This is a genomic window from Streptomyces sp. NPDC050548, from assembly GCF_044457385.1.
Classification (GTDB): Bacteria; Actinomycetota; Actinomycetes; order Streptomycetales; family Streptomycetaceae; genus Streptomyces.
The window spans coordinates 212,860-236,268 of the sequence record NZ_JBITGV010000008.1 but is presented as its reverse complement, the minus strand read 5'-3'; the positions used below and the strand labels follow the sequence as shown (position 1 = coordinate 236,268).

The 23,409-nt window shown below is 70.0% G+C and carries 21 protein-coding genes and 1 riboswitch; of the genes, 10 read left to right on the top strand and 11 right to left on the bottom strand.

Features of this window, described 5'->3' with window-relative positions; genetic code table 11:
* The first annotated feature begins 30 nt into the window (after window positions 1–30).
* Complete coding sequence (gene rarD, locus ACIBJH_RS23505; RefSeq protein WP_399118805.1) at window positions 31–1,011, top strand: EamA family transporter RarD; 981 nt, start codon at window positions 31–33, stop codon at window positions 1,009–1,011.
* Window positions 1,012–1,070: 59 nt separating this feature from the next.
* Window positions 1,071–1,559, top strand: coding sequence for a VOC family protein (locus ACIBJH_RS23500; protein ID WP_399118804.1), 489 nt, complete (start codon window positions 1,071–1,073; stop codon window positions 1,557–1,559).
* Window positions 1,560–1,590: 31 nt separating this feature from the next.
* On the opposite strand, the gene ACIBJH_RS23495 is transcribed toward ACIBJH_RS23500, so the two are convergent.
* On the bottom strand, window positions 1,591–2,955 hold the full coding sequence (locus tag ACIBJH_RS23495) for a tetratricopeptide repeat protein (protein WP_399118803.1): 1,365 nt from the start codon (window positions 2,953–2,955) through the stop codon (window positions 1,591–1,593).
* A gap of 207 nt (window positions 2,956–3,162) precedes the next feature.
* On the opposite strand from ACIBJH_RS23495, the gene ACIBJH_RS23490 reads away from it, so the two are divergent.
* Together ACIBJH_RS23490 and ACIBJH_RS23485 are read left to right on the top strand one after the other, a co-directional pair.
* On the top strand, window positions 3,163–3,729 hold the full coding sequence (locus ACIBJH_RS23490) for a hypothetical protein (RefSeq protein WP_399118802.1): 567 nt from the start codon (window positions 3,163–3,165) through the stop codon (window positions 3,727–3,729).
* A gap of 62 nt (window positions 3,730–3,791) precedes the next feature.
* Window positions 3,792–4,382: a flavodoxin family protein gene (locus ACIBJH_RS23485; RefSeq protein WP_399118801.1), complete on the top strand. Its 591-nt coding sequence runs from the start codon at window positions 3,792–3,794 to the stop codon at window positions 4,380–4,382.
* A 21-nt stretch (window positions 4,383–4,403) separates the two neighbouring features.
* Here ACIBJH_RS23485 and ACIBJH_RS23480 read toward each other — a convergent pair whose 3' ends face one another.
* The 3 genes from ACIBJH_RS23480 to ACIBJH_RS23470 are packed head-to-tail and all read right to left on the bottom strand — an operon-like array spanning window position 4,404 to window position 7,507.
* Window positions 4,404–5,276: an ABC transporter permease gene (locus tag ACIBJH_RS23480; RefSeq protein ID WP_399118800.1), complete on the bottom strand. Its 873-nt coding sequence runs from the start codon at window positions 5,274–5,276 to the stop codon at window positions 4,404–4,406.
* Window positions 5,263–6,240, bottom strand: a complete 978-nt coding sequence (locus ACIBJH_RS23475) for an ABC transporter ATP-binding protein (RefSeq protein ID WP_399118799.1) — start codon at window positions 6,238–6,240, stop codon at window positions 5,263–5,265. Before ACIBJH_RS23475 ends, ACIBJH_RS23480 begins: the two co-directional genes overlap by 14 nt.
* Window positions 6,241–6,277: 37 nt before the next feature.
* Window positions 6,278–7,507: an outer membrane lipoprotein carrier protein LolA gene (locus tag ACIBJH_RS23470; protein ID WP_399118798.1), complete on the bottom strand. Its 1,230-nt coding sequence runs from the start codon at window positions 7,505–7,507 to the stop codon at window positions 6,278–6,280.
* A gap of 315 nt (window positions 7,508–7,822) precedes the next feature.
* Here ACIBJH_RS23470 and ACIBJH_RS23465 point away from each other — a divergent pair, with 315 nt between their 5' ends.
* On the top strand, window positions 7,823–8,350 hold the full coding sequence (locus tag ACIBJH_RS23465) for a hypothetical protein (protein WP_399118797.1): 528 nt from the start codon (window positions 7,823–7,825) through the stop codon (window positions 8,348–8,350).
* Window positions 8,351–8,356: 6 nt separating this feature from the next.
* Here the strand turns inward: ACIBJH_RS23465 and ACIBJH_RS23460 are convergent, their stop codons facing one another.
* A complete protein-coding gene (locus tag ACIBJH_RS23460) occupies window positions 8,357–9,367 on the bottom strand; it encodes a polyprenyl synthetase family protein (protein ID WP_399118796.1) in 1,011 nt (336 codons plus the stop codon).
* Between the two features lie 206 nt (window positions 9,368–9,573).
* Here ACIBJH_RS23460 and ACIBJH_RS23455 point away from each other — a divergent pair, with 206 nt between their 5' ends.
* From ACIBJH_RS23455 to ACIBJH_RS23445, 3 genes are all read left to right on the top strand, one after another.
* Window positions 9,574–11,079, top strand: a complete 1,506-nt coding sequence (locus tag ACIBJH_RS23455) for a peptide MFS transporter (protein ID WP_399118795.1) — start codon at window positions 9,574–9,576, stop codon at window positions 11,077–11,079.
* Window positions 11,080–11,093: 14 nt separating this feature from the next.
* Window positions 11,094–13,088, top strand: coding sequence for a CocE/NonD family hydrolase (locus tag ACIBJH_RS23450; protein ID WP_399118794.1), 1,995 nt, complete (start codon window positions 11,094–11,096; stop codon window positions 13,086–13,088).
* Between the two features lie 231 nt (window positions 13,089–13,319).
* A riboswitch (cyclic di-AMP (ydaO/yuaA leader) is annotated at window positions 13,320–13,521 on the top strand.
* Between the two features lie 5 nt (window positions 13,522–13,526).
* Window positions 13,527–13,994 carry a transglycosylase SLT domain-containing protein gene (locus tag ACIBJH_RS23445; RefSeq protein WP_200711651.1) on the top strand — a complete coding sequence of 156 codons (468 nt, stop codon included), beginning with the start codon at window positions 13,527–13,529 and terminating at the stop codon, window positions 13,992–13,994.
* Between the two features lie 114 nt (window positions 13,995–14,108).
* On the opposite strand, the gene ACIBJH_RS23440 is transcribed toward ACIBJH_RS23445, so the two are convergent.
* From ACIBJH_RS23440 to ACIBJH_RS23420, 5 genes are all read right to left on the bottom strand, one after another.
* The gene (locus tag ACIBJH_RS23440; RefSeq protein ID WP_399118793.1) at window positions 14,109–14,915 is read right to left on the bottom strand and encodes an HAD family hydrolase; all 807 of its coding nucleotides are present in this window, start codon (window positions 14,913–14,915) and stop codon (window positions 14,109–14,111) included.
* A 106-nt stretch (window positions 14,916–15,021) separates the two neighbouring features.
* The gene (locus tag ACIBJH_RS23435) at window positions 15,022–16,050 is read right to left on the bottom strand and encodes a LacI family DNA-binding transcriptional regulator (RefSeq protein ID WP_399118792.1); all 1,029 of its coding nucleotides are present in this window, start codon (window positions 16,048–16,050) and stop codon (window positions 15,022–15,024) included.
* A 204-nt stretch (window positions 16,051–16,254) separates the two neighbouring features.
* Window positions 16,255–17,121, bottom strand: coding sequence for a carbohydrate ABC transporter permease (locus ACIBJH_RS23430; protein ID WP_399118791.1), 867 nt, complete (start codon window positions 17,119–17,121; stop codon window positions 16,255–16,257).
* A complete protein-coding gene (locus ACIBJH_RS23425; RefSeq protein ID WP_399118790.1) occupies window positions 17,118–18,107 on the bottom strand; it encodes a carbohydrate ABC transporter permease in 990 nt (329 codons plus the stop codon). Before ACIBJH_RS23425 ends, ACIBJH_RS23430 begins: the two co-directional genes overlap by 4 nt.
* Entirely contained in the window at window positions 18,104–19,438 is a 1,335-nt protein-coding gene (locus tag ACIBJH_RS23420) for an ABC transporter substrate-binding protein (protein ID WP_399118789.1), read from the bottom strand. Before ACIBJH_RS23420 ends, ACIBJH_RS23425 begins: the two co-directional genes overlap by 4 nt.
* A gap of 177 nt (window positions 19,439–19,615) precedes the next feature.
* Between ACIBJH_RS23420 and ACIBJH_RS23415 the strand changes: the two genes are divergently transcribed.
* Window positions 19,616–21,616 carry a beta-galactosidase gene (locus ACIBJH_RS23415; protein ID WP_399118788.1) on the top strand — a complete coding sequence of 667 codons (2,001 nt, stop codon included), beginning with the start codon at window positions 19,616–19,618 and terminating at the stop codon, window positions 21,614–21,616.
* A gap of 58 nt (window positions 21,617–21,674) precedes the next feature.
* A complete protein-coding gene (locus ACIBJH_RS23410; RefSeq protein ID WP_399118787.1) occupies window positions 21,675–22,826 on the top strand; it encodes an arabinogalactan endo-beta-1,4-galactanase in 1,152 nt (383 codons plus the stop codon).
* A gap of 37 nt (window positions 22,827–22,863) precedes the next feature.
* On the opposite strand, the gene ACIBJH_RS23405 is transcribed toward ACIBJH_RS23410, so the two are convergent.
* Window positions 22,864–23,334 (bottom strand): pyridoxamine 5'-phosphate oxidase family protein, encoded by a 471-nt coding sequence (locus ACIBJH_RS23405; RefSeq protein ID WP_399118786.1) that lies wholly within the window; start codon window positions 23,332–23,334, stop codon window positions 22,864–22,866.
* Between the last annotated feature and the right edge of the window lie 75 nt (window positions 23,335–23,409).

The window sequence follows — 23,409 nt, the reverse complement described above, 5'->3', positions numbered from 1 at the left end:
GCCGGGGCGAGGCGCGCGAAGGAGGGGCCCGTGAGCGGGAAGCCGAGCGGGAGACCGAAGGGCGAACAGCACCACATAGGACTGCTGAACGGCTTCGCGGCCTACGGCATGTGGGGACTGGTCCCGCTGTTCTGGCCGCTGCTCAAGCCGGCCGGCGCCGCCGAGATCCTCGCCCACCGGATGGTGTGGTCGCTCGCCTTCGTCGTCGTGGCGCTGCTCGTGGTCCGGCGCTGGGCCTGGATCGGCGAACTGCTGCGCCGACCGCGGAAGTTGGGGCTCGTCGCGATCGCCGCGGGTTTCATCACCGTCAACTGGGGCGTCTACATCTGGGCCGTGAACAGCGGCCATGTCGTCGAGGCCTCCCTCGGCTACTTCATCAACCCCCTCGTCACCATCGCGATCGGCGTCCTGCTCCTGAAGGAACGGCTGCGCCCGGCGCAGTGGGCCGCGGTCGGCGTCGGTCTCGCCGCCGTGATCGTGCTGACCGTCGGCTACGGGCAGCCGCCGTGGATCTCCCTGTGCCTCGCCTTCTCCTTCGCGACCTACGGCCTGGTGAAGAAGAAGGTCAACCTCGGCGGCATCGAGTCGCTGGCCGCGGAGACCGCGATCCAGTTCCTGCCCGCGCTCGGCTATCTGCTGTGGCTGGGCGCGCACGACGACGCGACGTTCACGCAGGAGGGCCCCGGGCACGCCGTGCTCCTCGCCTCCACCGGCATCGTCACCGCACTCCCCCTCGTCTGCTTCGGCGCGGCGGCGATCCGGGTACCGCTGTCGACGCTGGGCCTGCTCCAGTACCTGGCACCGGTCTTCCAGTTCCTGCTCGGCATCCTCTACTTCCACGAGTCCATGCCACCCGCACGCTGGGCGGGCTTCGCGCTGGTGTGGCTGGCGCTGGTCCTGCTGACGTGGGACGCGTGGCGCACGGCGCGGAAGGGGAGGGCCGCAGCGGCGGCGGCAGCGGCGGTCACGGTCCTGCGGGACCCGAACCCGGTGGACCCGGTCGAGGCGTAGTCCGGCGGACACACCCCGGTCGGCGGCGACTGTCAGTGCCGGGTGCCACAGTGGACGGCATGACACAGATTCCCGAGCCGACCGGCGCCCCCGCCCCGGCCCCCGTCCACTGGAAGCTAGTCATCGACGCCGCCGACCCGCACGCGCAGGCGGACTTCTGGGCCGCCGCGCTGCACTACGAGGCCGAGGACAACAGCGCGCTCGTCGAACGGCTCCTGGAACTGGGCGCGTTGCCCGCCGCCGCGACCGTGGACTTCCACGGCCGCCCGGCCTTCCGCGACCTGATGGCCGTACGGCATCCCGACGACCCGTACGACAAGGAGCGCGGTACCGGGCTCGGCCGGCGGCTGCTGTTCCAGCGGGTGCCGGAGGCGAAGACCGTCAAGAACCGGCTGCACATCGATCTGCATCCGGGCGAGGGACGGCGGGAGGCCGAGGTGGCCCGGCTGACGGGGCTGGGCGCGAGCGTGCTGCGCCAGGTGTCGGAGCCCGCCGGCGCGTGGGTGGTGATGGCGGACCCTGAGGGCAACGAGTTCTGCGTGTCGTAGGCCTTTGTCGCGGCCTTTCCCGCGGCGGGGTTCAGTCGGCGGCCCGGCGGGCGCGTTCGGTGAGGCGGCCCATGCGGGCGCGGGCGGACTCCAGTTGCTCGATGTCCTCGACGGCGGGGCCGTCCTCGGCGGTGAGTTCGGTCCACAGGTCGATCAGGGCGCGGCCGAGGGACAGGCCCTGCCCGGGGTCGCGTACCGCGCGCCAGGCGGTGGCCGCGCTCTGGACGCTGCCGTAGGCGCCCTCCGCGTCGTGGGCGCGGTGGCGGATGTGGGCGAGGTCGAGGGAGAGGTGGAAGGAGCGGACCGGGTCACCGGCCAAGTAGGCGATGTAGGCGGTGAGTTCGCGCAGCCGCAGCACTTCGAGGTGGTCGGGCCCGAGGGCGCCGGCCGCCTCGTCCACGGTCCGTTCCGCGAGCCCGGCCGCCTCCTCGATCCGGCCCGCCTTCACGGCCTCGTTGATCCGCGCCATCGGCTCCGCGAGAAACGCGACGCCCTCTCCGGCGGTCACCATCGGATCGTCCCCGAGCACGGCCTCGGCGACCGCGTCGAACCCACGGGCGGGCGTCGGCTTGGGATCCGGTTCGGGGGCGGTGAGCACGAGGTCGGGGATGGGAGCGGGGGTGGGAGTGGGAGTGGGGGTGGGGGCAGGTGCGGATACTGGCGTGAGGCTGGGGCTGGGGCTGGGGCTTGGTGCGGACGTGGGGATGGCCTGCGGTGGAGCGTCCATGCCCGGTGGAGCGTCCATGCTCGGTGGCGGGCCGAACTGCCCGGTCGGGGCCTGGACCGAGCCGAGCGGTGTGCCGGTCCCCGCCGACTCCGGTACGGCGGACAGCGGGAACGTCGGCGCCGACTCCCCCGCCGACTCGGGCACCGCCCGCAACGGGAACGTCGGGACCACCTGCCCCGCCGCCCCTCCCTCGTGCTCCGGCACCGGCACCGCCCGCAGCCGATGCGTCGCCGGGTCACCGCCCGGCCGACGGTCCTCAGGAAGCGCGGGTGGAAGCGCGGGCGGCAGCGCACGCGGGGACGCGGGCGGAAGCGCGGGCTGCGGCGGCGGAAAGTCGGTCGCAGCCCCCGTCCCCGTCGCCCGCGGCTCCGCCGTGAAGTGCGTGGAGCCGTCGAGGTCGATCTGGAGGGGGACGACGTAACCGATGCGGTCGTCGTGGATCGTGGCGTGGACGGGGTGGCCGGTGGCCGTGGCGATGCGGTGGAGGTGGGTCAGGACGACCTGCTGGATCTCCTCGCCGGGGGGCACGGTGACCGGCACGCCGCCGATCGACGCGCCGCCCGCGCCCGGGCCGTCCACCGGGACGCGTACCTCGAAGGGTGACGCCGCGGGTGCCGAGCGTGCCGCTCGCTTCTGTTCCCGCTTCTTCTCGCGGCTGAGTCGAGACATCGGTTCCCTCACTCGCATGCGCCGGGGAGCCGGCCGGCGCTCCCCAGCGTCAAGATCCGTTCGTACGCGTACTGTTGAGTCTCGCCGTTCCCTTCCGGTTCTCAGGTCACCGCGACGTCACAGCCTCGTCCCAGGAGTTCCCGGACCCGTCGCGCCCGTTCGGAGGCCGTGAGGATCCGGCGGGGGCCACGAGGGAGGAGCTCGGTCATGCAGACAGGTGGACGGCGGGGGCCGGAGATCTGGCTCCGTGGACCGGTGGACGACGGTCCACGCGCGGGCACACCTGCGGCGCCCGAGCGCGCCTCCAGTATCCCCGCCTCCGCGCGCCGCTTCTCCTGGGTCGCCACCCACGGCGGCGCCGGCGTCACCACCCTCACCACGGTCTACGGCGGCCAGGACTGCGGACGCGACTGGCCAGGGCCCGAGGACCCGCCGTCGGTGCTGTTCGTCGCCCGTACGCACGCGGCCGGGCTGGCGTCCGTCTCGCGGGCCGTGGAGATGTTCCGGCGCGGTGCGGCGCCGGCCGGTCTTGACCTCGACGCGGTGGTCCTCGTCGCGGACGCGCCGGGGCGGCTGCCGCGTCAGCTCGCCGCGCACGTCAGGGCGATCGAGTCGGTGATCGACGTGTACCGGGTGCCCTGGGTGCAGGCCTGGCGGCTCGGCGACCTGGGCGGTGAGCCGCCCCGCGAGACCGAGGCCCTCGTCCGGCTCACAGGAGCGGACCGGCACTCGCACTCGCACTCGCGTCCACGCCCGTACCTCATGGACAAGTAATTGCGCGCGCATATAATGCAGACGGCTATAACAATCGTGCGCCGACTACTTCTGGGGGACCCATGACCCGCCGTTTCCTCTTCGTCCTGGGCAGTGCCCGCACCGACGGCAACACCGAGCTGCTCGCCCGCCGGGCCGCCGAGCAGCTGCCCCCGGACGTCGAGCAGGAGTGGATACGTCTCGCCGAGCATCCGCTCCCCGACTTCGTGGACATCCGGCACGACGGCGGCCCCGTCCAGGCGCCCACCGACGACACCGTCAAGCGGCTCCTCGACGCCACCCTCGCCGCGACCGACGTCGTGATCGCCTCGCCGGTCTACTGGTACTCCCTGTCCGGCCTCACCAAGCGCTACCTGGACTACTGGTCCGACTGGCTGCGAGTCCCCGGTGCCGACTTCAGGGCGACGATGGCCGGCCGCACCCTCTGGGGCGTGTCCGTCCTCGCCGAGGAGGAAGAGGTGGTCGCCGATCCGCTGGTCGGCACGCTCAACAACTCGGCCGCGTACATGAAGATGCGCTTCGGCGGGGTCCTGCTGGGCAACGGCAGCGCACGCGGCGACGTACTGAAGGACGAGCGGGCGCTGTCCCGCGCGAAGACGTTCTTCGCCCAGGACGCGGCTCTCGCGCGCTTCCCGCACGAGACCGGGAACTGACCGGGCGCTGTGCCGTGACGCCTACGCCGTGATGTCCTTCGCCGTGAACCTCGCCCAGGCCGCCGAGCCGAACACCGCCGCGTAGAGAACCTGCAGGCCGAGGTTCTTCACCAGGTCGTCCCAGTAGACCGGGTCGCGCATGAGGTCGGCGAAGGACAGCCAGTAGTGGGAGAAGAAGTACGGCTGGAGCGCGTGCAGTTGGGGGATCTGGTCGAGGATCTGGACGGTGATCAGCAGGCCCACGGTCGTCGCCATCGCCGCGATGCCGCTGCTCGTCATCGTCGAGACGAAGAGCCCCAGGGCCGCTACGCCGATGAGGGAGGCGGCGACCACCAGCGCGATCAGCAGCGCCCGGCCGAGACCGTCCGCGAAGCTGATCTGGGTGCCGGAGATCGTCGTCAGGTCGCCGAGCGGGAAGAGCAGCGCCCCGACCGTGAGCGCCGAGAGCGCCACGACCAGGGTCGCCACCAGGCAGAACGTCATCACCGTCGCGTACTTGGTGAGCAGCAGGCGGGTGCGGCCGGCCGGGGCCACCAGGAGATAGCGCAGGGTGCCGCCGCTCGCCTCGCCGGCGATCGCGTCGCCCGCGACGACCCCGATCGCCATGGGGAGGAAGAACGGGAGGGTCGCGGCCAGGGCGGTGAACACCAGGAACAGGCCGTTGTTGGTGATCTGCGCGATGAACGCCGGCCCTCCCCCGCCGTCCCCGCGGCCGGGCCCGGACCCGTCCTGGGTCTCCAGTTTGACCGCGATGCCGACCAGGATCGGCACGGCGGCCAGGACGCCGAGCAGGGCGAGGGTGCGCCAGCGGCGGAACGTGGTGACCAGCTCGCTGCGCAGCAGTCCGAAGGTCCACAACGGGCTGACTCTGCGCAGCACTTCAGCCTGCGACATCGAAGCCCTCCCCCGTGAGCGCCACGAACGCGTCCTCCAGGGAGGCCCGTTCGACGCCGAAGCCGCGGACGCGGACCCCGGCGGTCACCAACGCCTTGTTCACCTCGGCGAGTTCACGGTCCGGCGGCTCCGCCGTCACCCGTTCCTCGGCCACGACCACGTCGGCCAGCCCCTGTTCCTTCAGCACGCGTGCCGCGTCGCCGGTGTCGGGGGTCGTCACGACCAGCCGCCCCCTCGTGCCTGCGGCCAGCTCGGTCACCGAGCCCTGGGTGATCAGTCTGCCCTGGGCCATGACCGCCGCGTGGGTGCAGACCTGCTCGATCTCGTCCAGGAGGTGGGAGGAGAGGAAGACCGTCGTGCCGTCGGACGCCAACTCCCGGATCAGGGAGCGGATTTCGCGCATGCCCTGCGGGTCGAGGCCGTTGGTCGGCTCGTCCAGGACGAGCAGCTTGCGGGGCTGGAGCAGTGCGGAGGCGAGGCCCAGGCGCTGCTTCATGCCCAGGGAGTAGGCCTTGGCCTTCTTGCCGGAGGCCGCGGTCAGTCCGACCCGGTCGAGGGCGGCGGCGACGCGGGTCCGCCGGGTGCGCGGGTCGGCGGTCGGGTCGGCGGCGTCGTAGCGCAGGAGGTTGTCGCGGCCGGAGAGGAAGCCGTAGAGGGCGGGGCCCTCGATGAGGGCGCCGACGTGCGGCAGGACCGTGCGGACGGATCTCGGCATGGGGCGGCCGAGGACGCGGGCCGTGCCGGAGGTGGGTTCGATCAGGCCCATCAGCATGCGGATGGTGGTGGTCTTGCCGGAGCCGTTGGGACCGAGGAAGCCGAAGACGCTGCCCGCCGGGACGGTCAGGTCGAGACCGTCCACGGCGAGCTGTCCGCCGCGGAAGCGCTTGGTGAGGCCGCGGGTGGCGATGATGCCGCCGCCACCCGCGTCCGCCTGTTCCGTCTGCTCAGCGGACGGTTCGTCCATCGGCTCCCTCGATTCCCGTGCTCCACAAGGTACGTGCCTACTTCGCCGCGTCGGCCGCCTTCACCAGCGCGCTCTTGGTGACCGCGCCGACGTAGACCTTGCCGTCGTCGGTGACCAGGGCGTTGATCAGCCGGGTCGAGTAGACCGTGCCCGAACCGAAGGAGCCCTTCACCTGGTCGCCGAGCGAGCTGAGGAAGCCGCCGAGGTCGCCGCCGCCGGACGAGGAGCCGCCGGTCGGGATGCCCTGGCCGCCGGTCTCGAAGACGGCGATGGAGTTCCAGCCCTTGCCGATGACCGTGGGATCGTCGGCGCTCTTGCCGAGACCCTTATCCGTCTTATCCGTCTTGTCGTTCTTGCCGAACGGGGCGGAGTGGTCCGGGGTCGCCTTCTCCGCGCTGTCCTCCGTAGTGACCTTCGCACCCTTGGGCACCTTGAAGTCGAAGGTGGAGGCGGCCGGCTTGGCGAGGCTGAGCTGGGTGAAGCCGACGTCGACGACGGCCGCGCCGCCGCTCGCCGGGGTGAGCGTGAACTTGAGCGGCAGACCGGTCTTCGCGTCGACCGCGATGCTGATCGCGCCGACCGTCGTGCCGGACTGCTTGGGCTTGATCAGCAGCTTGTAGGCGTCGCGGCCCGCGACGTGCTCGGTGCCGTCGACCGTGACCGAGGTGGTGTCGTCGACCGACTTCAGCGCCTCGTCGGTGAGGCCCTTGGGCGTGGCCCTGGTCTCGTCGCTCTTGGACGTGTCGGCGGCGGTCGTGGCGTGGTAGACCTCGTTCGACTGGCTGTCGTAGCCCCAGACGTCCTTGCCGTTGTGGATGAGGCTGTACTCCGCCGCGTTCTCCAGGAGGGAGACCTTCTGCTTGTCGGGGCCGTCGGCCGCGACGCGCAGGGTGTGACTGCCGGAGGCCAGCTCGGTGAGCTTGCCGGTCGGGTCCGCGGAGGAGCCGTCGCCGGACTTCGTGGCGCCGGACAGCATGCCGCTCTCCAGGCCGCCGAGGTCGGGCAGGCCGAGGTCCGTGCTGATCTTCACCGTGCCGGACAGCTGCTGGACGTCCGACTTGGCGACCTTGTCGAGGAGCTGCTGTGCGGTGATCTTCGGGAGATTCGGGTCGCCGGAGTCGGCCAGCGCCGGGACCAGCCCGATCGTCGCCGCCGCCACCCCCACCACGGTGGCCGGGACGATGTACCGCGCCGCCCTGCGCCGCCCGGACCGGAGCTCGTCGCGCTCTCCGGCGTCCGTGCTGTCGTCGGTTTCGTACGGTGCCATGTCTGCCTTACCTCCGTCGTCGGCGGCGGCCGGTCCGTCTTCTGCGTGTCCCACCCTGCGCCGCCATTCTCACCCGAATCGGTGAGGAGTGGTGATTTCCGTGTTCTCCATCTGACCAAATCCACCGGGGATAAGCGTCAGACCCGGGAGCCAACTCCGCGTACGCCTGGGGTATGACACACGGAGGCGGCGCCTCCTCGAAACCCCTAGGGGGAAGACGACGCCCGCACAGGGCAGGTGACCGGCATCGAGTAGAAACCGTCCTGAATCCGTACATATGGGTGGCAGCACATCGCATCGACCGAAGGGGTCGCCATGCACGCCACCCAGCACCTCACCGGATACGCGGCCACGGGCGCCGCGGTCCTGGCACTCGCGCTCGCCGGATGCGGAAGCAGCGGCGGCGGTGGAAGCGGCGGCTCGGCCGGCACTCCGGCCGCGGTCACCACCGGGACGACCCTCATGACCGCCAAGGTCGACAAGGTGGGCACCGTCGTGACCGACAGCAAGGGCTATGTCCTCTACCGCTTCGACGCCGACTCGATCCACCCGACGAAGGTCAGCTGCTACGGCACCTGCGCCGTGGTCTGGCCCGCCGCGACCGCCAAGGGCTCCGTCACCGTCAAGGGCATCGACAAGAAGCTCGTCTCGACGGTCAAGCGCTCCGACGGGACCTCCCAGCTCACGCTGGCCGGCTGGCCCCTCTACCGGTACGCCAAGGACGACCAGCCCAAGGAGGCCTACGGCCAGGGCGTGGACGGCACCTGGTGGGCGGTGACGCCCACCGGAGCGAAGGCCACGGCCGCCACCTCCTCCGGCAGCACGGGAGGGAGCGGCTACTGAACGGGCTCAGCCCGCGCGGTGCACCACCGCGTCGCACATCTCCAGAAGGGCGACCTTGGCGTCGCACTCGGGGAGCGGGGCGAGGGCCGCGCGGGCGTCCTCCGCGTAGCGGACGGTGTCGCGGCGGGCCTGCTCCAGGGCCGGGTGGTCGCGGAGCCGGGCGATGGCCTCGGCGAGGCGGTCGTCGTCCGTGAGGTCGGAGTCGAGGAGTTCGCACAGGGCGATGTCCTCGGCGAGACCGAGGCGGTCCGCGCGCTCCCGGAGCCGTAGCACCGGGAGGGTGGGGATGCCCTCGCGCAGGTCGGTGCCGGGGGTCTTGCCGGACTCGTGGCCGTCGGAGGCGATGTCCAGGACGTCGTCGGCGAGCTGGAAGGCGACGCCGAGCCGCTCGCCGTACTGGGTGAGGACGTCGACGACGGTCTCGTCGCAGCCGGACATCATCGCGCCGAACCGGCAGGCGACCGCGACCAGGGAGCCGGTCTTGCCGCCGAGCACGTCGAGGTAGTGCTCGACCGGATCGCGCCCGTCGGAGGGGCCCGCGGTCTCCAGGATCTGGCCGGTGACCAGACGCTCGAACGCCTCGGCCTGCACGCGCACCGCCTCGGGGCCGAGGTCGGCCAGGGTGTGCGACGCGCGCGCGAAGAGGAAGTCGCCGGTGAGGACCGCGACCGAGTTGCCCCAGCGGGTGTTGGCGCTCTCCACGCCCCGGCGCACGGCGGCCTCGTCCATCACGTCGTCGTGGTAGAGCGTGGCGAGATGGGTCAGCTCGACGACGACGGCCGAGGGCACGACACCCGGCGCGTAGGGATCGCCGAACTGTGCGGCGAGCATGACGAGGAGCGGCCTGAACCGCTTCCCGCCCGCGCGCACGAGATGCTGGGCGGCCTCCGTGATGAAGGGCACCTCGCTCTTGGTGGCTTCGAGCAGACCCTCCTCGACTGCCGCCATTCCGGCCTGGACATCGGCTTCCAGAGCCTGGTCCCGCACGCTCAGCCCGAACGGCCCGACGACGGTCACGAGGGGTCTCCTGTCTGCTGGTGTCCCTGGGCGGTCACACGGATTGTCGATAGGTCGCTGCCTTCACTCAAGTCAGCGTATCCGGTCGGCTTTCGATCACAGGTGCCACCCACCACAGTCCAGGCCGGGCGGTATCGGATCACGACCGGTATGTTTTTGATCACCTGATATGAACGGATAACTATCTATTTAGGTGGAAGCCGCGGATGGTGTCCCGAACCGCACTCGAAGCCGAGCCCGGCGGCCGGCCGCCGCCCGAGGACGACCACGCCTTCCTCGGCCAGCCCAAGGGCCTGCTCACGCTCTCCGGTCTTGAGGTCTGGGAGCGTTTCTCGTTCCTGGGCATGCAGGCCATCCTCGTCCTCTACTTCGCGGATACCGTCGCGCACGGCGGCATGGGCATGTCGTCCGGAACGGCCGCATCCGTATCCGCAGCCTACGGAACCCTGGTCTATCTCGTCTCGGTCGCGGGCGGCTGGCTCGCCGACCGCATCCTCGGCTCGTACCGCGCGGTCCTGTGGGGCGGGATCCTCATCGCCTGCGGGCACTACGCGATGGCGGTCCCCACAGGCACGATGACCTGGGTGGGCCTCGGCCTCATCAGCGCCGGCACCGGCCTCCTCAAGCCCAACGTGGCCACCATGGTCGGCAAGCTCTACCGCACCGACGACGACCGCCGGGACGCCGGTTTCGCGCTCTATTACATGGCGATCAACATCGGCGCCTTCGCGGGCCCGCTGATCACCGGCTGGCTCGGCGACCACGAGGGCTGGCACTGGGGCTTCTCGGCCGCCGCGATCGGCATGACCTTCGGACTGATCCAGTACGTCGCCGGACGCCGTCACCTCGCAGGCCGCAAGAACACCGCCGAGTTCGCACTCGCACCGGACGCGCTGCGCCGCGCGGTGCGGCTGATCGTCGTAGGCATCCTGGTGGCCGCCGTGCTCGCGACCGGCCTGGCCCTCGCCGGATGGCTCACCATGGGCCGTTTCGTCGACCTGCTGACAGTCATCTCGGTGATCGCGCCCGTCGTGTACTTCGCGGTGATGTTCGCGAGCCCGCGCGTGACCCCCGAGGAACGCGGCCGACTGCGCCCGTACATCGTGCTGTTCCTGGCCTCCACGGTCTTCAACTTCATTCTCTTCCAGGCCTATTCGACGATGATGCTGCTGGCCGCGTCGAACGCCGAGACGACCATCCTGGGCTTCGACTTCCCCGCGAGCTGGTACGCGAGCGCGCTCGGCGCCTTCGAGGTCGGGCTCGCGCCCGTGGTCGCCGCGGTCTGGGTCCGCATGGGCCGCAACCAGCCGCATGCCTCCAACAAGATCGCGATCGGGGTCGTCCTCGGGGGCCTCTCCTTCCTGCTGATGGTGCTGCCGACCAGCGGGCACAGCGGCGACGCCTACCGCATGTCGGCCTGGTGGATCGTCGGCTCGTACTTCCTGCTCGGCCTCGGCGACATCCTCCTGGAGACCTCGGGCATGTCGGCCACCACCAAGCTCGCCCCGGCCGCGTTCTCCAGCCAGACCATGTCCCTCTGGTTCCTGTCCCTCGCCCTCGCGAACGGCATCCAGGCCCAGACGGTGAAGCTCTACGACGACGTCTCCAAACCGGCCTACTTCGGCGTCAACGGCGCGCTCGCGGTGGCCGCGGGCCTCGCGGTGATGGCCGCCGCGCCCTGGCTGCGCCGCACCATGCACCCGGTCCACTGAACCCAGGGGTCCCCATGCGCATCCGTACGTCCTTCCCCCACGAGACGGCCCACGAGGACATCCGCATCCCTCTCGCGGACGGAACACGCCTCTACGCGCGCGTGTGGCGCCCGCTGACGGACGAACCCGTACCGGCGCTCCTCGAATACCTCCCGTACCGCCTGACCGACTGGACCGCGCCACGGGACGCCCAACGCCACCCCTGGTACGCGGGCCACGGCTACGCCTCCGTCCGCGTGGACGTCCGGGGCCACGGCAACAGCGAGGGCGCGCCCGGCGACGAGTACGACGCCCAGGAGCTGGCCGACGGCGTCGAGGTCGTCAACTGGCTTGCCGCGCAGCCCTGGTGCACGGGCAAGGTCGGCATGTTCGGGATCTCCTGGGGCGGCTTCAACTCCCTCCAGATCGCCGCCCTCGCCCCCGAACCCCTGAAGGCGATCGTCACCGTCTGCTCGACCGACGACCGCTACGACAACGACGTGCACTACATGGGCGGTTCGGCCCTCGCCGTCGACCTGCACGCCTGGGCGGCCACCATGCTCGCCTTCGTCGCGCGCCCGCCGGACCCCGAGTACGCGGGCCTGGTCTGGCGCGACATGTGGCTCAAGCGCCTCGAACAGATCGACCCGTTCATCCACACCTGGCTCGCCCACCAGCTCCGTGACGACTACTGGAAGCACGGCAGCGTCTGCGAGGACTACGGCGCGATCAACGCCGCCGTCCTCGCGGTGGGCGGCTGGCACGACCCGTACCGCGACACGGTCCTACGGCTCGTCCAGCACCTCCCGCCGGAGCGGGTGCGCGGATTGATCGGCCCGTGGTCCCACCAGTACCCGGACCGGGGGCTGCCGCCAGGACCCGCGATCGGCTTCCTCCAGGAGACGCTGCGCTGGTGGGACCACTGGCTGAAGGGCGAGGACACGGGGGTGGCCACCGATCCGCTCCTGCGCGCCTACGTCAGCGAATCGCATCCTCCGGCCACGGTCTACGACACCCTGCCGGGCCGTTGGGTCGGCGAGCCCGCGTGGCCCTCGCCGCACGTGAAGACGACGACGTACGGCCTCCGGGGCGCGCCCGTCCTTGTCCGTTCCCCCATGCACACCGGTGTGGACGCGGGCCGTTTCTTCCCGTTCGGGAACGACGCCGATCTGCCGCCGGACCAGCGGGACGAGGACGCGCGGTCGGCGTGCTTCGAGTTCGAGGTGCCGGCCGACACATGGGTGCTGGGGCGGCCGAGGGTGCGGCTGCGGCTGACCTGCGGTGTGCCGCGCGGGCAGGTGATCGCGCGGCTGTGCGATGTCGCTCCGGACGGTTCCTCGACGCTGGTCACCCGGGGTGTGCTGAACCTGTCGGCCCGGTACGGGCGGGACTTGGCGGTGCCGTGGACGCCGGGTGCCACGGAGGACGTGACCTTCGAGCTGAACGCCATCGGGCACGCCTTTCCGCCGGGGCATCGCATCCGGCTCGCCGTGTCGTCGGCGTACTGGCCGTGGATCTGGCCGCAGCCGGAGTCGGGGGCGGGGTTCACGCTGGATCCGGAGGGGAGTGCGATGGAACTCCCCGTTCGGGAGCAGGAGTTGGGGCCTGCCATTAGGTTCGACGAGCCCGAGGAGGCCGCGCCCATCGGGGTCAACTACCCGGCCACGCTGGACGAGCCGCGGCCCGAGCGGCTGGTCGTGCGGGATGTGGCGAAGGGCGAGTGGCGGCTGGAGGTGGATCCCCGGTACGGGGGCACGCGTGTGTATCCGGACGGGCTTGAGTTCACCGAGGACGCGCTGGAGACGTACACGATCGACGAGTCGGATCCGTTGTCCGCCCGTACGCGGTCCGACTGGACGATCCGGCTGCATCGGCCGGAGCTCGGATGGGACACGACCGTGCAGACGCGGTCGGAGATTACTTGCGACGAAACGGACTTTATTACCTCGAACGAGGTGATCTGCACCGAGGGCGACGAGGTGATCTTCCACCGCACTTGGGAGAAAAAGGTTCCGAGAACTGCCAGTTGAGGCTGAATGCCCGATTTGCCGCTCTTCATCCTGCCGTGAGTTGGGTCACGTATTTCTGTGCGTGACCTGTGGTCCTGTGTTTTTACGTTTCCCCTTGCGGTTATTGACAGTTGAACCTTGGCTTACGCAAAGGATCAAGTGCCCCATACGCCTCAGACCAAGGTCAATAGGGGTTAGGTGTGATTCCGCCACTTGTTCCGGACATGTGCTCTCGCATAGTTTCCGGGCCTGTCGAGCGGAACGCCGAATCCTGCCGCCGCCCGGCATCCCAGTCACGAACTTCTCGCACGGCAGGAGCGGGGGACCCAGGTAAGTCGCCGGACCGGTCACCACGACCGGGACGGCTCGGGGTTAAGTCACGTCCGTGAGGGCGTGGCCGGGCACCTCCCAGCCCGAACCCGACAGCTCACCTCGCAGGCGACGGAGAGGAACCTCGTCATGCCTGCATCCGCTCAGTCCCGCCGCGCCCGCCTTGTCCGCCGTGTCGTTGTCGCCGGTACCGGTGTCGCGATCCTCGCCCTGCCCGTCGTGGGGGCGACCACCGCGTCGGCCGCGACGACCTCGTCGACCACGGTCGCCGGGTACCCCAACACCCTTGACGGGTGGATCCGTGAGTCGCTCGCGATCATGGCGCAGAAGGGGATTCCGGGGACGTACAACGGGATCTACCGCAACGTGATCCGTGAGTCGTCCGGGAACCCGTACGCGATCAACAACTGGGACTCCAACGCGGCGGCGGGTACGCCGTCCAAGGGGCTGCTCCAGGTGATCGACCCGACGTTCAACGCGTATCACGTTGCCGGGACTTCGTTCGATCCGTATGACCCGGTTGCGAACATCACGGCTGCTTGCAATTACGCTGCGGCGGTTTATGGGTCGATCGACAACGTGTACGGGGCTTACTAGAAACGTGGGACCAGCCATGACGGGTTGTGTTTTGAGTGGCACCGCCGTCGTGGCTGGTCGCGCCCGCGCGGCGGAGCCGCAAATTGACACAGCCCCGCGCCCCTAAAAGACTCTTCAGCTGAGGAGTCTTTCCAGGACCAGCGCGATTCCGTCGTCCTCGTTCGAGGACGTCACCTCGTCGGCCACCGCCTTGAGTTCGGGGTGGGCGTTGGCCATCGCCACTCCGTGGGCCGCCCAGTCGAACATCGGGATGTCGTTCGGCATGTCGCCGAAGGCGATGGTGTCGGACGGGGTCAGGCCCAAGTGGCGGGCCGCCAGGGCGAGGCCCGTCGCCTTGGTGATGCCGAGTGGCTGGAGTTCGACGGTGCCGGGGCCCGACATGGTGACCGAGGCCAGGGAACCGACCACCGAACGCGCCGTGGACGCCAACTCGTCGTCCTCCAGGGCCGGGTGACGGAGCAACACCTTGCTGATCGGTTCGGACCACAAGTCGTCGCGTCTGCCGACCCGCACCGCGGGAAGCGTGGGGTGTGGCATCAGGTAGCCGGGCTCGATGAGGGTGAGGCCGTCCACCCCGTCCTGGTCGACCGCCGCGTACACCTGGCCCACTTCCGCCTCGATCTTGCCGAGCGCGGTCTCCGCCAACTCCCTGTCCAGGGTGACCGACCAGAGCAGCCGGTCCGCGCCGGCGTCGTACAACTGCGCGCCCTGTCCGCACACCGCGAGCCCCCTGCTGCCGAGGTCTTCGAGGAGCGGGCGCACTCTCGGGGCGGGCCTGCCGGTGACGACCAGGTGCCGGGCGCCGGCCGCCGCCGCCCTCGCGAGTGCGATGCGGGACCGGTCGGAAAGCGTGTCGTCGCCGCGCAGCAGCGTCCCGTCCAGGTCGGTGGCGATCAGTGCATATGCGAGGGGTGCGGCCATGATCAGAGAATACGGATGGAACGCCCCACCGACTCGACACGAACCGGACGGCCGCTGCCTTCACATCCGTTGACCCGAGTTCCGGTTGGTTTGACAGTTACGGCGGTTATGCCGACTCCCGGATCACCAGTTCGGTGGGCAGGATCACGCCCGCCGTGTCCTCGCCGGCGATCTGCGCGAGCAGCATGCGGACCATCTCGGCGCTGATGCGGTCGTAGGGCTGGCGCATGGTCGTGAGGGCCGGGGTGATCGCCGTGGCCGCCGCCGAGTCGTCGAAGCCTCCGACAGCGATGTCATCCGGGACCGAACGGCCGGATTGTTGAAGGGTGTTGACGACTCCGAGGGCCATCAGGTCCGACGCCACGAACACCGCGTCTATGTCGGGGGCTTGAGCCAGGAGTCTGCGGGCCGCTTCCTCGCCTCCCGCGCGGCGGTAGTCGCCCTCGACCACGAGGGTCGGGTCGTGCGGGAGGCCTGCCTCGGTGAGGACGTCCCGGTAGCCGGCCAGACGGTCGGGGCCGCCGGGGGCGTCCAGCGGGCCGGTGACCATGGCGATGCGGCGTCTGCCGCGGGAGATGAGGTGGCGGACCATTTCCTGGGCGCCGTCGCGGTCGGCCGCGGCCACGTAGCTGTACTTGGAGGCGGGGCCGAGCGGTTTGCCGCAGGCCACCAACGGGATGCCGGCGTCGCGGAGTTCGGCCGCGACCGGGTCGCCGCTGTGGTTGGAGACGAGGAGTACGCCGTCCACGTGGCCCGAGGTGATGTACCTCGTGAGGCGGCGGCGGTCGTCCCTGGACGAGGCCAGCATCAGGAGCAGGGGGATGTCGTGGCGGGCCAGGTGTTCGGTGCAACCCCGCAGCAGGACATTGAAGTTGGGGTCCTCGAAGAACTTCTCCTGCGGCTCGGTGAGGAGGAACGCCACCGAGTCCGACCGTCCGGTGCTCAGGGAGCGGGCGTGCCGGTTGACGACGTAGCCCGTCTTCCTGATCGCCGTCTCCACGGCGGTGCGCGCGGCCGGTGAGACGTAGTGGCCGCCGTTCAGGAAGCGGGAGACGGTCCCCCGGGAGACGCCTGCCTCCCGGGCCACGTCGTGGATGGTGGGCGGTTTGCGGCGTCCGTTCGAGCTGGTGGTCATGGTCCTCGTTCGTGATGGGGCGGCCGGCTGTGGGGGGAGGCTGCGCGGTTCCTGGGCATGCCGTGCGAAGTCGGCAGCGGTTCGGCAACGCCCTATGGGGGCGCGGGGCTGCGTTTGATTTGCCGCTACCGCCGCGTGGGCGCGACCAGCCACGACGGCGCGGCAGCCGAGCTACGGCCCATCACCGCGCCCCCAGCGGAGCGCTCACGCCTTGACCGAGCCGCTCAGCAGGTCCAGGGACCAGAAGCGCTGGATCACCAGGAAGAGCGCGATCAGCGGCAGGATCGCGAGGAAGCAGCCCATGATGACCAGGGTGTAGAGGGCGGGTTGGGAGGCGCCCTGGTTGAGCAGGGTGTAAAGGCCCAGGGTGAGCGGGAACTTGTTGTCGTCCGCGAGCATCACGTACGGCAGCAGGAAGTTGTTCCAGATGCCGACGAACTGGAACAGGAACACCGTGATGAGGCCCGGCATCATCATCGGCACCGCGATCCGCGAGAAGATCCGCCACTCGCTCGCGCCGTCCATGCGGGCCGCTTCGAGGAGTTCGTTCGGCACCGAGGCCGCCGCGTAGATACGGACGAGGTAGACGCCGTACGGGGAGAGGATCGACGGGAGGAGCATCGACCAGTACGAGTCGGCCAGGCCCAGCTTCGAGAGGAGCAGGTACTGCGGGACCGTGAGGACGATGCTCGGGACGAGGACGCCGGCCAGCATCAGCTTGAAGACGAACTCCCGTCCCCTGAAGGCGAATCGGCCGAGCGCGTAGCCGCCGGCGGCCGAGACCGCGGCGGAGAGCAGGGCGCCGCCGCCCGCGTAGAACAGGGAGTTGACCATCCACTCCCAGTAGATGCCGTCCCGGTAGGAGCTCAGCTCCTTGAGGTTGTCGAGGAATCCGGTGCCGGGGGCGAAGGTGAACGTGGAGAAGAGTTCGCCGTGGCCCTTGCTGGCCGCGATGACCACCCAGGCCACGGGGATCAGGCAGTACAGCGAGCCGAGGATCAGCACCAGGGTGGGCACCCAGGCGGTGCGCTTGGGCTTGGTGTCGACGGCGGTGAGGGTGAGGGGGGTCATGCCCGGTCCTCCCGGGTGTAGCGGTCGGAGACGCGCAGCAGCGTGAAGGAGACCACGAAGGTCGCCAGGGCCAGGACCACCGCGGTGGCGGACGCGCCGTAGATGTCGGACCTGAGGAAGGCGCTGTCGTAGATGGCCATCAGCGGACTCCAGGAACCGGAGAGGCCGTTGGTCAGCGGCTTGAGGGCCATGGGCTCGGTGAAGACCTGGAGGGTGGCGATGACCGAGAAGAAGAACGTGAGCACGAGGGAGGGCAGCACGATCGGGATCTTGATCCGCAGGGCGATCTTCAGGTCGGAGGCACCGTCGATCTTCGCGGCCTCGTAGATCTCCTGCGGGATCGAGCGCAGGGCCGTGTAGATGACGATCATGTTGAAGCCGGTGCCGCCCCACACCGCGATGTTCGCGAAGGACAGGTACAGGTTGCCGCCGTCGAACAGGTCCGGCTGCGGGAGGTTGAACTCGCGCAGGATGTAGTAGAAGGGGCTGACCGTCGGGAGGTAGAGGAAGCCCCACATCAGGGCGGCGATGATGCCGGGGACGGCGTACGGCAGGAAGATCGCGAGCCGGGCGAACTTCGCGCTGCGCGCCCGCGGGGTGTCCAGCATCAGCGCGAAGACCAGGGCCAGACCGAGCATCGTGGGGATGACGATCAGGCCGTAGCCGAAGGCGCGCAGGACGCTGTGGCCGAACTCGGAGTCGTGCAGGACGTCGGTGTAGTTGCCGATGCCGTTCCAGACCTGCTGGCGGGCGCCCTTGCCGAGGCCGATGCCCTTGACCTGGACCTTGTGGAGACTGAGCCACACCGCGTACCCGATCGGTACGACGGTGAAGGCGGCGAACAGGAGCACGGCCGGCAGGAGGAACCAGTACGGCGCGCTACGGCCACGGCGGCGGGGGCTGCGGGGGCGGACGGTGGTGGCGGTGCCGTCCGCCAAGGGCCCGGCCGACGCGCGGTCGGAGCCCTTGAGCGGAGTGGCGGTCATGCCTCGGTCACCTTGAAGCCCTGCTTCTTCATGTCGGTGAAGGTCGCCGACTGCATGGTGGCGAGCGCGGTGTCGAACTGGGCCGCCTTCTTCGCCTTGGTGGCCTTGCCGAACGCGTCGCTGAAGGTGTCGTAGGCGACCTGGACGTTCGGGCCCCAGGCGGAGGCGGCCGTGGTCGCGGCGATCTTCGCGGCCGTGTCGTAGAAGTCGGTCTGGTTCGGGAAGAACGCGGGCGGGGTGAGCACCGAGCCGGACTGGCCCTTGGTGGCCGCCGGGTAGATGGCGACCTCCTTGACCAGGGCGGCCAGCGCCTCCGGGTCGGTGTTCAGCCAGGTCGCGAACTTGGCCGCGGCCTCGGCGTGCTTGGTGTCGGTGGAGACGCCGGTGGAGGAGCCGCCCCAGCTGCCGGTGACGCTCTCGCCCGCGCTCCACTGCGGCAGCGGCGCCATGCGCCACTTGCCCTTGGTGTCGGGGGCCGAGCTGACCAGCACACCGGGCGCCCACACGGCGGAGACCCAGGCGATGTTGGTGCCCTTGTTCAGCGCGTTGTTCCAGGCCGGCGTGTACATCGGCTGGTTCTCGATCACGCCCTCCTGGACCAGACCGCCCCAGAAGTCCGCGACCTTCTTGGTGGCCGCGTCGTCGATGCCCACGGTCCACTTGCCGCCGTCGCCCACGGTCCACCACTTGGCGCCGGCCTGCTGCGCCAACCCGGCGAACAGACCGGGGTCGTTGGAGGAGAACGTCGTCAAGTAGGCGTCCGGAAGTGCCTTCTTGGCGGCGCGGGCGGTCTTGGCGAAGTCGTCCCAGGTGGTGGGGACGGTCAGGTTGTGCTGCTTGAACAGGTCCTCGCGGTAGAAGAACATCAGCGGCCCGGAGTCCTGCGGTATCGCGTACACGGCGTCGGTGCCGAGCGTGACCATGCCCCAAAGGCCCTCGGCGAACTCGGACTTGGCGGACTTCGCGTACTTCGAGATGTCGGCGAGGACGTCGTTCGACACGAGTGTCGGCAGCGACTGGTACTCGACCTGGATCAGGTCGGGGGCGTTGCCCGCCTTCTTCGCGGTGATCAGCTTGGAGACGATGTCCTTGCCGGCGGCCTGCTTGGAGACGGTGACCGTGATGTCCGGGTTCTTCTTGTTCCAGATCGCGGCGACCTTGTCCATGTTCGGCGCCCAGGACCAGTAGGTCAGCTTGACGGGCCCGCTGCTCTTGCCGGAGTCGTCGTCGGAACCGCCGCAGGCGGCGAGGGTGCCGGTGAGGCCGACAGCTGCTGCCCCGGCAAGGATGCTGCGCCTGCTGAACTGGTGGCGGTGGATCGACATCTTCATCTCCCCTGACTGAGTGCGAGCCTGTCCACGGCTCTGTGACCGTGCACAGTAGAGAATTGTTTCGGACCCTTGTCAATGGGTGTCGCCTGGGGTTACCTACTTGTTGCTGATGGGTTGGAGCCGCGACCATCCATGTGCACGATCACAGAAACAGCCATCTACTTCGGGAGTGAACCTATGCCGTCCCCCGTCCCCCACGACCGTCTGCCGCTCGCCTTCGGAGGTGACTACAACCCCGAGCAGTGGCCGCGGGAGGTCTGGGAGGAGGACGTACGGCTGATGCGGGAGGCCGGTGTCACGGCGGTCTCGCTCGGCGTCTTCTCCTGGGCCCGGATGGAGCCGCGGCCGGGCGAGTACGACTGGGAGTGGCTGGACACGGTGATCGGCCTGCTGCACGGGGCGGGCATCGCGGTGAACCTCGGCACGCCCACGGTGGTGCCGCCGGCGTGGTTCTACCGCGCGCACCCCGACGCGCTGCCGGTGACGCGGGAGGGCGTGCGCCTCGCCTTCGGCTCGCGGGGCGCGATCTGCCACTCGAACCCCGACTACCGTGCCGCGGCGACGACGATCACGCGGGCGTTGGCCGAGCGCTACGGCAACCACCCGGCCGTCGTCCTGTGGCACGTCCACAACGAGTACGGCGCCCCCGTCCTCGCCTGCTACTGCGATGTCTGCGCGGCGGCTTTCCGAGGGTGGCTGCGTGAGCGCCACGACACCCTCGACGCCCTCAACCACGCCTGGGGGACGGCCTTTTGGGGCCAGCAGTACGGCGACTGGGAGGAGATCACCCCGCCGCGCGCGACCCCGTCCGTATGCAATCCCACCCAGCAGCTCGACTACCACCGCTTCGCCGACGCACAGGCCCGCGCCAACTTCGTCGCCGAGCGGGACATCCTGCACCGCCTCTCCCCCGGCGTGCCCGTCACCACCAACTTCATGGTCGCGCCGAGCCAGGGCCAGACCGTCGACTACTGGGCCTGGGCGAAGGAGGTCGACCTCGTCACCAACGACCACTACCTGATGACCGACGGCCGCCGCACGCACGTGAACCTGGCGCTGGCAGCCGACTTGACCCGCTCGGTGGCGGGCGGCGGCCCGTGGCTGCTCCTGGAACACGCGACGTCCGGGGTCAACTGGCAGCCGTACAACCCGGCCAAACGCCCCGGCGAGATGGCGCGCAACTCACTCGGGCACGTGGCGCGCGGTTCCGAGGGCGCGATGTTCTTCCAGTGGCGGCAGTCGCAGTCGGGGGCGGAGAAGTTCCATACGGCGATGCTCGCGAACTCCGGTACGGACAACCGGGGTTGGCGCGAGGTGACGGACCTCGGCCGACGCGTCGCGGGCCTCGCCGATCTGCGGGGCACTCGAACGCGCGGTGACGTGGCGATGGTGTGGTCGTGGGACTCCTGGTGGGCGCAGAGCCTGGAGTGGCGGCCGAGCCAGGACCTGGACGCGCGCGAACGCCTGGACTCCTTCTACGAGGCGCTCTACGACCGGCACTTGACGGTCGACTTCCTGCCGCCGACGGGGCTGGAGGACTTGGACCCGTCCCGATATCCGCTGCTGGTGGTACCGCAGTTGTACTCGGCGCCGGTCGGGGTGGGGGCGGACCTGGAGCGGTACGTGTCGCGCGGCGGGACGCTGCTGGTCTCCTTCTTCTCCGGGATCGTCGACGAGAACGACACGCTGCATCCCGGCGCGTATCCGGGGGCGCTGCGGGACGTACTCGGCCTGACGGTCGAGGAGTTCGACCCCTTGCTGCCCGGGGAGACGGTCTCGGTCCGGGGTGCGGACGGTTCGTCGTACACGGCGGATCTGTGGTCGGAGGTCGTGATCCCGGGTGCGGGCTGCGAGACGGTCGCGTCCTTCGCGGACGGCCGTACGGCGGGCGGGGCGGCGCTGACGCGGCACGCGGTGGGGTCGGGGTCGGCGTGGTACCTGGCGACACGGTTGACCGGCGCCGACCTGGCCGCCGTGGTGGACCTCGCCCTCGCGGACGCGGGGATCACGCCGGTCGATCTGCCGCGCGATGTCGAACTCGTCGTACGGGAGGGCGAGTCGGGGACGTTCCGCTTCGCGGTGAACCACACCGGGAGCGAGGTGAAGGTGGTGCTGCCGGACGGGAGCCGAGCGGCGGTACCGGCGGGCGGCGTGGAGGTGTTCCGCGACCCGCGCTGACCTCGGCTCAACTCAACTCGCTTGTCTCTTTGGTTACTTGGTGAAGGGAAGTCTTGTGATGCGCAGACGCAGTGTTCTTACGGCGGCCGGTGCGGTAGGTGCCGCCGCGCTCGCGATACCGGTGTTGGGCGCGGCGCCCGCGATGGCCGCCGACCGGCGCCGGCTGGAGATCCGGGGGATGGACATCTCGTCGCTCCCCAAGGACGAGGCGTACGGCGCGGTGTACCGCCGGGCGGACGGCCGCAGGGACGACCCGATCCGCATCCTGGCCGACGCGGGGGTCACCCACGCCCGCCTCAAGGTCTGGGTGAACCCGGCGGACGGCTACAACAACAAGCAGCACATCCTCCCGCTGGCGAAGCGGCTGCGCCGGGCCGGGATCGGCATCTGGGTCGACTTCCACTACTCCGACACGTGGGCGGACCCGGCCCACCAGACCAAGCCGGCCGCCTGGGCGGACCTGGATGTGGCGGGCCTGACGAGGGCGGTCTACGACCACACCGCCGACGTGCTGGGCGCGTTGCGCCGCCAGGGCACTCCGGCGGACCTGGTACAGATCGGCAACGAGATCAACGGCGGCCTGCTCTGGCCCACCGGCAAGAACTGGGGTGACGACGCCGGGGGTTGGGGCAACCTGACGACGTTCCTGAAGGCGGGCCTGACGGCGGCGCGCGACACCACTCCCCGCATCCGCACGATGCTCCACATCGCCTCGGGCGGCGACAACGGTACGTCCCGCTGGTGGTACGACAACGTGGTGGCCGACGGGGTCGACTTCGACATCATCGCCCAGTCCTACTACCCGTTCTGGCACGGCGCCCCGGCGGCAGCGGCGGCCAACCTGGCGGACCTGGCCGCCCGTTACGACAAGCCGGTGCTGATCGCGGAGACGGCGTACCCGTTCACGCTGGAGAGCGAGGACGCGACGAACGACATCATGTACGACCCCTCACAGCTCACGGAGGGCTACCCGGCGACCCCGGCGGGCCAGGCGGCGTGGCTGCGCACGGTGGCGGACCTGATGGTGGACGTCCCCGACGGCAAGGGCCTCGGCTACTGCTACTGGGAGGGCGTCTGGACCTACCGCAAGGGCGACGGCTGGGACCCGACCGACCCGACATCCGGCAACGCGTGGGAGAACCTCGCCCTGTTCGACTTCGACGACAAGGCACTGCCGGGGTTGAAGACGCTGGGCCGCTACCGGTCGTAGAACCACCGGGGTGACTCGTCCGGTGTTTGTCCCCGCCCTAGACCAGCCACTTCCCGTCACGCATCAGGGTCCGTCCGGCCATCTCGGGAACCGTTCCCCACGCCTGCAGCACCTGCGGGGTGACCTGGAAGAAGACGTACGAGGGGTGATCCTCGCGAGGGTCCCAGCCGTCCTTGGCCGCAAACGCGTCGCCGACCTCGGCCGGAAGCTCCTCGCGGGTCAGCACGCGCGCGGTGCCGTGGACCAGGACCACGTCCCGGCTGTGGCCGAAGCAGAGCCGGACCCGGCCCGAGGAGCACAGGTTGCGCCCGGTCGGGTTGGTGTCGCGGGTGGACAGCCACACCGCCTCGCCGTCCCACCAGAAGGCCAGGGGAACAAGGCACGGTTCCCCGGTGGCGTCGGCGGTGGCGACCCATACGTCGTTGTCCCGCACGAGCCGTTCAAGCGCCTCACGCTTGCGCCGCTCCGCACTACGGGGGCCGTCGGGTGGAGAGTCAACTGCCGTCATGTGGAGAGGTTATGGCGTGCGGCGCCCGGCCACATCCGACGGCGGACCTACGTCGCAAGGCGGACCCTGGCGGGG